Consider the following 10,655-nt stretch of genomic DNA (forward strand, 5'->3'; position numbering starts at 1 on the left):
CCGACAAAAAGAGTCCCTCAGAAGAGAAGACCTTTGGCCCAATCTATTCTTTTATATTCTCTAACTTCTTATTCATTCGTTTTACAGCATTGTCGGCTTCTTTTGAGTTATCTATTATATGCGGGGTAAGGAAAAGCATCAGTTCGGTCTTTTCTTTAATTTGATCCTGATATTTGAATAAAAGACCGAGTAAGGGAATATCCCCAAGAATTGGTATTTTGTTCTCGGTAGTGGAAACGGATTCTGTAATAATACCGCCGAGTATCATGGTCTCTCCGTCCTTTACCCTGACAGAGGTAGAGGCTTGCCTGTTATCCACCACCGGAGCGCCGAAAAAAGTTGTCTGTGTTATTTTGCTCACAACCTGGGAAATATCCATAGTGATAAAATCATCCGAATTGATATGCGGCGTTACGGTTAGGATCGTGCCGACTGTATTATAGTTATAAGTATATATAACCTGCCCGCTGGAGGTCGTCTGGCTTCCGGTCAGGTTCGGGACCTGTTGTCCGACATTTACGACAGCTTTTTGATTATCAAGCGTGAGTATCCTTGGCGCGGCTTTGACATCCACCTTGGTCTGCGACATCAAATTATGTAAGAATAGCTTTGTATTACCCTGCAGTAAGGTGTAATTAAAGGTCGGTGTTTTACCGGCAAGACCGAGATTAGAATTTAATACTCCTGAAGAATTATCCAGTCTTCTTCCGCCAAAATCAAGAGGCGCAGAATCTATATTGAATTCCACTCCCAGCTGAAACTCAGAATTAAGGGTCACATCAACGACCAGAACCTCAACGAGCACCTGACGCTGCATCTGATCAAGTTGTTCAATAGTGCTTTTGATCAAAGCCAGGGTTTGAGGGGCGGCAACTGCTACGACAGAATTGCTTTTTGTTTCTGCAACTATAGTAATATTTTCCTCATCCGGCGCCGGAATACCCCTGTTACCGTATACCTGCTGCCTCTGCGACTGCTGTTGCTGTGCTGTCGTGGGAGTGACTCCGAGGAAAACCGAATTTAAAACATCACTTAATGTTTTTGAATCAGCATATTTAAGCCGAAAAACAGAAACGCCTGTTGCTCTTATTGAAGCCTTTTCAAGGTTATCAATTATCTTAAGTAAACTCTTTATATTCGACAGACTATTTATAACAATTATTGAATTTGCGGCTTCATTGCTCATAACCAGACCCCAGCTCGGAATTAGAGCTGCCAAGTCGCTTCTGAGTTTTGTCGCCGTAAGGTTCTTTAGAAATATTATCTGAGAAACCACCTCGTCTCCGTCCGTAGCCAGTTCGGGATCATTATTTACTACCACCGGTATATTCAATTGCCTTATACCGTCTATCGGAACTATCTTTAAAACATCCCCGACAAAAAGAGAACAATAACCTTTTCCCATAAGTACAGAATCAAGTATCTTAAAAGCTTGTTCCAGAGTGATAGAGCCTTTGCTGTAAACAGTAACATTTCCGGAAGCCGGTCCGATCTTTTTCGAGGTACTTCTTTTTTCCTGCTGGGCCTGTCCGCCGTAATATGGTTGAGCTTGAGCTCTGGCCGATTGAGTTTGCGGATCTGTCTGTAAATCCGCGGCTACTTCTGCGCCAACATTCACTATAGTAAGTCCGCTTGCTTTTGTAAGAAAATCAAAGAGTTTAACGATATCTTCATCTTTAAAGGAGAACTGAACCTGTTTATTCCAATCAATACCGGAAAGCGCGGAATACTTTTTGTAAGGCACATTAGGTATTATCACCGGAGCACCCGACATAAGCGTTGTTTCCATAGAGTGTTCCTTCGTTACCGGAGGCACCATACTGACAAGTTCTGTTGAGACCGTCACTTTACTCCGGGCATCTTCCGGAATTGATCTTATTATATCCTTATTTGCCGCACAAGACGTAAAAAACAGGGCAACAAATAACCAGGCAAAATTTCGTTTCATCATAACTCCCCCTTATTTAACAGCACTTTCACAGACAGATGACATTAAAAACATCCAAAAGTCCGTAAAGTTTTACTTAGCGGAAATCGAGCAACTACTGCTTTATCTTCTTCTTGGCATTCTTCTCATATTTCTGATTTGGTCCAAAGGTGATTCCCCGGAACCTATTTTATTGAGTTCTTCCTCAGGAGATACGATCCCCTTGACTTCAGGGGATTTATCAGAAACACTCTGACCTTTATCCCCGCTTTTAATACTCTCTACAAGTTCTTTAGGTAACGTATCTTCCGCTTTGGTTTCACCCATAGACCAGAGTATCTTCGCTTCTTTGGATCTTAACTCGACCTGATCTTTTATCCAGGTAAGAGAAATATTTCCTGATTTTTTCAAATTAACAGCGTATTTTTCCCCGCCATTTTCTTTTTTGAACAAAAGAGTATCGACAGCTCCCTCACTCATTACCGCGGTCAATGTCCATCCTGGTACGTCCGGAACATCTAATTCTTTCATCTTCTCTTGTCTTGGCTCTGCTTTTAATACATCCGCGAATGGATCCCTATTGATAGCTTTAAACCCGCTGAGGTCCGCAATGTTTATTTTAGTTTCATTACCTTTTGAAATCAACGAAACGGTCAACTGGCATTCAAGCCGCCTCATCCCGGAATAAGAACCTCCCGCGATCGAACTTGCCCGGCAGCTGTTGACTGCAAGGCGCGGGACTGTTTCCTCGGAAAGATACATGAATTTAAGCAGAGCATTTGCATTCGCAGAAAATCTTATTTGATAGGAAGGAACACCCTTCGCGCCCTGAACACTCACAGGTTGATAACCCGTCAGTTTATTAATATCACTCTTTAAAATCAAGGCATCCAGGTAATCGAGCAAATATGTAGTATTTCTGCTGTTTGTGTTTTTAGCTTGACTGTTTGTTTCCGGATTATAATTTTTTCTTAGATCTATCAACTTTAATGTAGTCTCTTTTTTTTGCGCGCCTAAAGCCATCCATTCATTGATCGAAGGTTCCAAGAGTCCGAAATAAATACCAATAATCAGGGCGCCAACAAGCGTAAACGGAATTATTATATTTTCTTTCATCTTTTCACCGGATTATATTTCTGCTGGATCTTCATTTGAAACTGAACCATTTGTTTATTACCCGCTTGAATATCATTCGCATAGCCCAGTTCGGCTTTAAAACCGCGCAATTTATTCAAAGTGTCCAGGAATACCGTAATTTCTTTTCTCGTTTCCGCATTTCCTCTTAGAAATATATCTCCCTTACTATCAATATTAAATTCAGACAAGATAAGTCTGCCGGGAACTGCCTTAAATATAACCTGAATCGTTTGACTCCACTGCTTTCCCGATAAAACACTTAAGGTCGACAATTCGGTCCTCAAGCCGTCTACTTCTTTTCTTTTACATCCGTTTACAAGATTTAAAGACAAAGAAAGCAGAAGCATTGAGGAAACAACTCCGTAGGAAACTCTTTTTGCGAATCTTATAGCAGTCAATTTTTCCGTTTTCTGCAAGGTATTTTTGCTCAGGTCAAGGCTAAGCTTGGAAAAGCCCGTTACCATTAAAGCCATTCCAATAAGAAGCTCCCAGCCGCTTCCTGAAGCTCCCTTGCTCTTAATTTCACTCATTAATGCGTCAGGAAGTTTAAGTTCTTCAATGATTACACCTGATATTTTTTTAACACTTTCCATTAATTCTGCTTGTTTTCCGGAGCCGGAGCTTATAATTATTTTTTTAACCGGTGTATTGCCGCGTTCCACTGAATCAAGCGTTTGTTTTAGGTTATCAATTATTTCCGCGCCTATTTCCTTTGTTTTGAATCCCCGGCTGGCAATTATTACGTCATTTTCAATTACAATTATATCAACCCTGTCATTTCCTTGCGCCAATATTAAGACAGGTTCTTTTGTATAGGATTTACTTATACGGAATGCTTCATACAAAGCAATCGAAGAAGGGATTATTGTTTCCAAAGAGAAACCTGAGTTTAACAGTTTTTTCGCATATTCATTTATACTGCCGGAAGAAGTAGCCGCAAACAATAGACTATTTTTATTCTTTATTTTACCGGTTACCACCGAATCCCAGGATACCGTTTCTTTTGCAAAAGGCAGACCATCTTCAATCTCCGAAGCAATAGCGGCCGGAATACTTTCTTTTTTTTCATCAGATATTTCAAGGGTTCTCATAACAGAAAGTTCCCGCGGGAACAACAAGGAAACACTTTTTTTCTCCAGCTTAAGAGGGAGTTCACTGATATTTCCCAATTTTATCTCGAAGGCTTTCACCATAGAAAAATCAGCTTTATTCTTTTTAACAGTCAGTACCCGTACTGTATCCCCGTCTATCTGTAAAACCGAAGGATTGCCGCTCTTAAACACTATTCCTCCCACCAGTCTTTTACATTAATTGTTTCATGCCCTTCTTTCCATTGTTCAACAATTGAATTCAGAACTACGGTTGAACTTCCCACCGTCGCAGTTACTTTCAGCCTGTGCAGCGGCGCGCTATACGTAAAATATCTTACCATAGAATCAGAAAGACTTGGTGCTCTTTTTTTAATAAAACTCCAGACTTCCGCGCCCTTAAAAGGCCTCCGGGCCATTATCTGATCCGTAATTTTTGCGGGCGCTTTAAACTCATTGAAATACGTCTGTAAAACAACTTTTGACGCTGTGTTAACATTTAGAGTATGGGACAAACCATTCGAATATACGGTAAAATACGGCATCAGAATAAAACAATCATTTACATCAAGATCACTTATAAGCCCGAGCTCTTCAACATTCAAGAAATATCCGTTCTCTCTCCTCCATTTTATGATTGCCCTTGCTTTCCTGTCGCTGTCATTTACTTTTATTAAATTCAGAATACTTTTAATCAAATTCTCCGAGGCAGTATTTAAATTCGCCCTGCTTTTTTCATCTTCCAGAACGGCGGAATAAGAGCCGTCGCCGAATTTCACATTTTGATATGTATTACTGACCTCTGTAAGTCCGGCTTCGGTGTTAACTTTTTCCCTATTGCTCTCGTTACGATGAATGTAAAAAGTAACTTCATTCATACCTGCTTTTGCCGTATAAAAGGCTTTTATACGGTTGGAGTAGTTTTTGACCGCTCTTTGATTAAACTGAACAAATAAAACCAACCCCGAAGCCATTACGATCAAAATAGCGGCTATCCATATTGCCATTATTGATATGTATCCGCGTTCACCTTTCATAAGACACCAGCCCTACCTGAGTTTGAAGCATTACAGTTTGGGGATGCACACCCATGCTTTGACCTGTTACGGAAAACAAAATACTATGGGGCAATAACCCGCGGGGACTTCTTGCCGCCGATCCGCCCGGATTTTCCGTACTCCAGGCGCTTTTCCATTCTTTATTTGCCCCGTCAAAATACGAAAATTTAATTTCTATAATGCCGTCCAATTGTTCAGTTTCTTCATTTGTCCAGGGAGCTGCGGCAAAATCCCATTTAACTTTTCTAAAATAACAAACAGGCATATTTACATCATTTGTTGCCGCGGAGTAATACGTTACGCCTGCCCTGCCGGACCGTCTCGGGAAATATTCAGGCCAATAATTAGTCAACGGTCTGGAATTCGTTATAATATCCAAAGTCAAATCATCACCCACCAGTTTGCAATCACTTCTATCCGCTGAACCGCTTGGTTTCTGTAATCTTTCATCTACCGGCGTTACTTTCGTTATCGCTCTTATATCCCTGGTAAGCATCTTTATAACGGCCCGCGCGCTTTGCATAGCTTCTATTTCTTTTTGGGCCCTTTCATAAACAGTCAAGCCGGCGCTAAAAGCCTTATAAATAACTAGGATAATTATAGAAATTATTGCAAAAGTGATAGCAATCTCAATTAGAGTAAAGCCTTCATTATTTTTATTCCGGTTCATCTTCATCTGTTTACCCGCTGTTTCCGGAGAAGAAGGTTTGTCTCCAATCCCATGTTCCGGGGATTCTTCCTGACCTCATAATTAACGTTTAGTTTAACATTAGCCAAAATGTAATAATTCGTTGCTCTTACAGAGACTGAGGTAATATCATATTTGAACTCAGGAAAGTCCGGTGAAAAATCTCCCTGCCCGCTTGTCAGTTCATCCAACCCGCTTATCTCTTCTATTTTTTTTTGCGCCAGCGTTACAGCAATTGACTGCTTTTTTATCTCTTCAAGACTGTACAAGCAGGCTGAAAACACATAAAGCACGGAAACCAGTACAAGACCTATAATACTGACTCCAAGCAAAGCTTCAAGCAATAAGTATCCGGATGTTTTTTTATAGCAGTTCATAAGGATATACCTTTACCATGCCTGTGGTACTTGCATAATAGATAGTGTATAACTCGCCCTTTTGATTTTGTAAAACCAACCGCGCTGATTCCGAACTGCCATCCGGATAAAAAGTGACATAATCTTCCGCCATACCAGCGTTTTCCAAAGAATCCGAAGAGGAGGAGAGGGTACTTCTTGTGGTAGTAAAACTTTTGACAAATATATTGGGCTTTAGAAAATATGCCTTTACCTGCACCGGCTGCTCATAAATATTCTCACCTTTAAACATAGCTATTCTGTATTTACCTTCTGAAACGTTTATGTATATTCTATGATTAGAACCTGTTGTTTCCGCAAGTTCTTTTGCCAGGTAGGATATTGAACTTATTTTGGTAACTTCAGAATAGAGTTCACGGGAGGCTAAAAAGTTCCCTAACCAAACAGAAAGCACGCTGACAATAGAAATAATAATAGATATCACTACAAGAATTTCTATTAAAGTGAACCCGGTTTTTTTACTCTTGCGACCAGTTCGTAATATCAGCATTAAAGCCTTCACCGCCTTCCTGTCCGTCTTTACCTAAAGAATATACATCATAAGAGCCGGTATTGTACGTTCCGGGGCACACATAGATATATGGATTGCCCCAGGAATCTTTGCCTGCTCTTTTTTTTAAATAAGGACCCTTCCAATTAGCCGGAACAGGCGGAATATTTGTAATTGACACAAGAGCATCAAGACTTTGTTCTGTAGTTACATAAATACCGTTATCAGCTTCATATGCATCAAGCGCCACCTCTATGGCCGCAATATCGGCCTTGGCCGCGGCAACCTTTGCATCTTCAGTTCTGCCTACAAATCTTGGAGCTAACGTTACCGCAAGAATACCAATAATAGCCATAACAGCCAATATCTCGATAAGTGTGAAACCCCTGTTTCTTTTTAAACGCATCTCTGTTCCTCCTTTTCAAATATGATTCCGATGTTACAAGCATAAAATCAATCACTAAGATTAAAATTCTAAATTCTAAACAATTATTAATAATTAATAAAACAATACTTAAACAAAATCATTGTCATTATATTTATAAAGTTCCTTACGTTTAGTGCTTAGTGCTTTAATCTTAGTAATTTACTTTACTACCGTGCTTAAACTTAATATCGGCAGTAGTACTGCAATAGCAACAAAACCTACAACCAAAGCCATTCCCAGGATAATAATCGGTTCCAGAATTATTACCACCCGTCTTGTAATAATCTCCATTTCTCTTTCATAAAATGTGGCAATTTTAGTCAGCACATCTTCAAGTTTTCCGGTCTCCTCACCCACATTAACCATTTGGACAACCTGTTTGGGAAAGAAAGAATATTCTTTAAGCGCTTTTGATAAACTGTCCCCTCTTTCAACGTTTTTTGCAATTGCTTTAACGTATTCTGATAACACACTACTGGAAATTGTATCTCCCGTTACAGAGAGCGCTTGAAGCAGAGGTACACCGCTCCCGACCATCACACTCAACACAAATGAAAACCGTGAAAGAAGGGATTTATGAATGGCATTCCCCAAAAGAGGTATCCTGAGAATACTTTTATCAAACAAGGATTTACCTTCTTTTGTTTTATAATATTTCATTAATAACACGGTCAGAACAGCAACTATTATTAAAATAAGCCACCAGTAATTCATAAAGATATTGCTAGTTTCCAGCAATATCAGCGTAGGCCAGGGTAAGGCCTGGTTAAAATCAGAAAATATTGCCACAAACCTGGGAAGTATAACCGCAAGTATAAAAACTAATACGGTAGTTCCGACAAGCAGCATCATCACAGGATAAATCATCATGGTGACCAGCTTCGACTTGAACTCTTCTTCCCATTCAAGCAAATCCGCATATTTAGTCAGAGCTTTTTCAAGGAGTCCTGTTATTTCCCCGACTTTAACCAAACTGGCCATCAGAGGCGGAAATACTTTTGGAAACTCCGTCAAACACTCCGAAAAGTTTGTACCGCTTTTAATCTTTTCCTTTATGCTAAAAAGAACATGTTTTAATTGGGCTTCATCCAGCCCATCATGCAAAGTATTTATTGCCTGATATAAAGGAACCCCTGCAGCGCACATAGTCGAAAGTTGTCTTACGAAAGCGCTTAGATCATGCAAGCTCACGGGCTTTACATTCATTGAATTTATTTTATTGATAATTGATTTAGTTTGATTTTTTATATTATTCAGCAAATTCATCTTCCTGTGTTACTTTAATAACCTCATCAACAGTGGTAAATCCGCGCCTTACTTTTTCCCAGCCGTCTTCGCGGAGTGTCCGCATACCAAACGCTATAGCTTTGTTCTTAATATCACTTGTAACGACCCTTGTCATAATTAACTTTTTAAGCGCGTCATTTATTACCAACAGTTCATAGATCCCCATCCTGCCGAGATAACCGGTATTCAGACATTCATCACAGCCCGCGCCTTCATAAAGTTTTTCTTTTTTATCATATTCAAATCTTATATCACTGAGATATTTTTCATCAGGAGAATAAGGCTTTTTACACGTTTTGCAAATTACGCGTACAAGTCTTTGTGCAAGTATGCCTATTACGGAGGAAGCCACAAGATAAGGCTCAATACCCATATCCACAAGCCGGGTTATTGCTCCCGCAGCATCATTTGTATGAAGAGTTGCGAAGACAAGATGCCCGGTTAAAGATGCACGGATAGCAATCTCAGCGGTTTCAAGATCCCTTATTTCACCTATCATAATAATATCCGGGTCGTGCCTCAAAATATGACGAAGTCCGAGCGCAAAGGTGAGATCTATTTTTGAATTCACCTGAATCTGATTTATACCATTCAGATGATATTCAACAGGTTCTTCTATCGTAATAATTTTTTTATCAGGAGAGTTTATTGTTGAAAGTGCGGAGTACAAAGTAGTTGTTTTTCCGCTTCCGGTAGGACCTGTAACCAGAAAAATACCGTGCGGCCTGGATATAATACTCTCAAATATTTTAAGATCCTCCGGCAGCATCCCGAGCTGTTCCATCCCAAGCAGAACATTCGCTTTATCTAAAATCCTGAGAACCACACCCTCTCCGTAAAGAGTCGGAATAGTAGAAACCCTGCAGTCAATCTGCCTTCCGCCTGCTCTTATCTCTATTCGTCCGTCCTGAGGCATTCTTCTTTCGGCAATATTCATCTCCGCCATAATTTTTATTCTTGAAACTATGGCAACCCGGAAGAGTTTTAGTTCATTGGGTATGGGCACATCCCTTAAGACACCGTCTACCCTGAATCTGACTTTCAGTTCTTTCTCGTACGGTTCAAGATGAATATCCGTAGCTCTTTCTTTTAAAGCTTCAAGAAACAATTGATTGACAAACTGGATTATGGAAGCGTCATGTGCCAAAGCCGTATCATCTATAGCCTCTATATCTTTTACTCCCGAAGCTCTGTCAAAAATAGACCCGTTTTCTTCGACCATTCTTGCAACAGTATCAGCTCCGACGCCGTAATACTTTTTTATCGCACCCAATATTTCAGCTTCCGTAATTTCTAACGGGATAACCGGTTTACCGAATATCAGGCTTATTTCGTCCAAGATCTGAAGATTAAACGCATCAGAGATACCGACAACAATGGAACCATTCTCTTCTTTTATTGGAATCGCCTTAAATTTATTTGCTAATTTAAGGGATAATTTGGCAATTAGATTTGAGTCTATCTCATGATTTGAAAGTTTATTCACAAAGGATACAATTCTCCTTAAAATTTAGACGAATTTTCCAACAATAAGGATTACATTGATATTTTAGACCTTTAGCTTGATTTTGTAAAGCCAAAAATCCACACCTTTTAAACGGTAATTCCCGCGCTGCGTTATATGGTGCGGCTTTCCTATATCTACTCTGGAAAGACTAATGAGAGAAATACGGAGACGGACAGAGTAGTCGGAGCATTTCCTGACGGAAATTCAGCTTTGATGTTGGTGTGTGCCCGGCTTAGATATGTCGCAGGGACAAAATGGGGACTTAAACGCTACATGAACATGGATTTGCTGAAGTTCTCAAAGGAGTTGGCCGCGTAATGCTTGCGGAGACCTCATGTTTGAAAGTGCGAAAGATTCTTGACGTTACCGATCTTCTTCCTCTTATTGTTGTACTGCGAATACCGAAAATGCGCTCTGTTAAAAACCGCTGAAATTGATTCTTTATCTTTTGGGAGGACTATAAAATGCACATGGTTTGACATAAGGCAATAAGCCAGCACTTTGAGGTCATACTCTTCGACGTATTCTTTCATAGAGTCGAGTAGAACGGTGACGTAGTGATTACAGGCTCTTCTTGGCTGTATCCGTCGTTTCCAACTTCGTGCCCGTTTAGATTTGCCATATCCTATT

The 10,655-nt window shown here is 40.0% G+C and carries 11 protein-coding genes; 1 reads left to right on the forward strand and 10 read right to left on the reverse strand.

Translation table 11 applies throughout. The features are described 5' to 3' along the window. Nucleotides 1-43: 43 nt before the first annotated feature. The 10 genes from A2536_03235 to A2536_03280 form a co-directional block, all read right to left on the reverse strand. Complete coding sequence (locus A2536_03235) at nucleotides 44-1,951, reverse strand: hypothetical protein (GenBank protein ID OGF47333.1); 1,908 nt, start codon at nucleotides 1,949-1,951, stop codon at nucleotides 44-46. A gap of 99 nt (nucleotides 1,952-2,050) precedes the next feature. Then, the gene (locus A2536_03240) at nucleotides 2,051-3,043 is read right to left on the reverse strand and encodes a hypothetical protein (GenBank protein ID OGF47334.1); all 993 of its coding nucleotides are present in this window, start codon (nucleotides 3,041-3,043) and stop codon (nucleotides 2,051-2,053) included. Then, nucleotides 3,040-4,347, reverse strand: a complete 1,308-nt coding sequence (locus tag A2536_03245) for a hypothetical protein (GenBank protein ID OGF47335.1) — start codon at nucleotides 4,345-4,347, stop codon at nucleotides 3,040-3,042. The genes A2536_03240 and A2536_03245 overlap by 4 nt, the downstream gene beginning before the upstream one ends. Next, entirely contained in the window at nucleotides 4,347-5,189 is an 843-nt protein-coding gene (locus A2536_03250; GenBank protein ID OGF47336.1) for a hypothetical protein, read from the reverse strand. Before A2536_03250 ends, A2536_03245 begins: the two co-directional genes overlap by 1 nt. After that, nucleotides 5,179-5,886: a hypothetical protein gene (locus A2536_03255; protein OGF47337.1), complete on the reverse strand. Its 708-nt coding sequence runs from the start codon at nucleotides 5,884-5,886 to the stop codon at nucleotides 5,179-5,181. The genes A2536_03250 and A2536_03255 overlap by 11 nt, the downstream gene beginning before the upstream one ends. Further along, nucleotides 5,883-6,275: a hypothetical protein gene (locus tag A2536_03260; GenBank protein ID OGF47338.1), complete on the reverse strand. Its 393-nt coding sequence runs from the start codon at nucleotides 6,273-6,275 to the stop codon at nucleotides 5,883-5,885. The genes A2536_03255 and A2536_03260 overlap by 4 nt, the downstream gene beginning before the upstream one ends. Further along, nucleotides 6,262-6,804: a hypothetical protein gene (locus tag A2536_03265; GenBank protein OGF47339.1), complete on the reverse strand. Its 543-nt coding sequence runs from the start codon at nucleotides 6,802-6,804 to the stop codon at nucleotides 6,262-6,264. Before A2536_03265 ends, A2536_03260 begins: the two co-directional genes overlap by 14 nt. Then, a complete protein-coding gene (locus tag A2536_03270; GenBank protein OGF47340.1) occupies nucleotides 6,773-7,210 on the reverse strand; it encodes a type II secretion system protein GspG in 438 nt (145 codons plus the stop codon). The genes A2536_03265 and A2536_03270 overlap by 32 nt, the downstream gene beginning before the upstream one ends. 180 nt (nucleotides 7,211-7,390) lie before the next feature. Continuing rightward, entirely contained in the window at nucleotides 7,391-8,497 is a 1,107-nt protein-coding gene (locus A2536_03275; GenBank protein ID OGF47341.1) for a hypothetical protein, read from the reverse strand. Continuing rightward, a complete protein-coding gene (locus tag A2536_03280; protein OGF47342.1) occupies nucleotides 8,481-10,028 on the reverse strand; it encodes a type II secretion system protein GspE in 1,548 nt (515 codons plus the stop codon). Before A2536_03280 ends, A2536_03275 begins: the two co-directional genes overlap by 17 nt. A 111-nt stretch (nucleotides 10,029-10,139) precedes the next feature. Here A2536_03280 and A2536_03285 point away from each other — a divergent pair, with 111 nt between their 5' ends. Continuing rightward, nucleotides 10,140-10,343 (forward strand): hypothetical protein, encoded by a 204-nt coding sequence (locus A2536_03285; GenBank protein ID OGF47343.1) that lies wholly within the window; start codon nucleotides 10,140-10,142, stop codon nucleotides 10,341-10,343. The last annotated feature ends 312 nt before the right edge of the window (nucleotides 10,344-10,655 follow it).

Source organism: Candidatus Firestonebacteria bacterium RIFOXYD2_FULL_39_29 (assembly GCA_001778375.1).
In the GTDB taxonomy this organism is placed as follows: Bacteria; Oederibacteriota; D2-FULL-39-29; order D2-FULL-39-29; family D2-FULL-39-29; genus D2-FULL-39-29.

Coding starts and splice junctions, on each gene's coding strand:
- A2536_03235 (OGF47333.1), bottom strand. CDS start 1,951: ATGATGAAACGAAATTTTGCCTGGTTATTTGTTGCCCTGTTTTTTACG.
- A2536_03240 (OGF47334.1), bottom strand. CDS start 3,043: ATGAAAGAAAATATAATAATTCCGTTTACGCTTGTTGGCGCCCTGATT.
- A2536_03250 (OGF47336.1), bottom strand. CDS start 5,189: ATGAAAGGTGAACGCGGATACATATCAATAATGGCAATATGGATAGCC.
- A2536_03255 (OGF47337.1), bottom strand. CDS start 5,886: ATGAAGATGAACCGGAATAAAAATAATGAAGGCTTTACTCTAATTGAG.
- A2536_03260 (OGF47338.1), bottom strand. CDS start 6,275: ATGAACTGCTATAAAAAAACATCCGGATACTTATTGCTTGAAGCTTTG.
- A2536_03265 (OGF47339.1), bottom strand. CDS start 6,804: ATGCTGATATTACGAACTGGTCGCAAGAGTAAAAAAACCGGGTTCACT.
- A2536_03270 (OGF47340.1), bottom strand. CDS start 7,210: ATGCGTTTAAAAAGAAACAGGGGTTTCACACTTATCGAGATATTGGCT.
- A2536_03275 (OGF47341.1), bottom strand. CDS start 8,497: ATGAATTTGCTGAATAATATAAAAAATCAAACTAAATCAATTATCAAT.
- A2536_03285 (OGF47343.1), top strand. CDS start 10,140: ATGGTGCGGCTTTCCTATATCTACTCTGGAAAGACTAATGAGAGAAAT.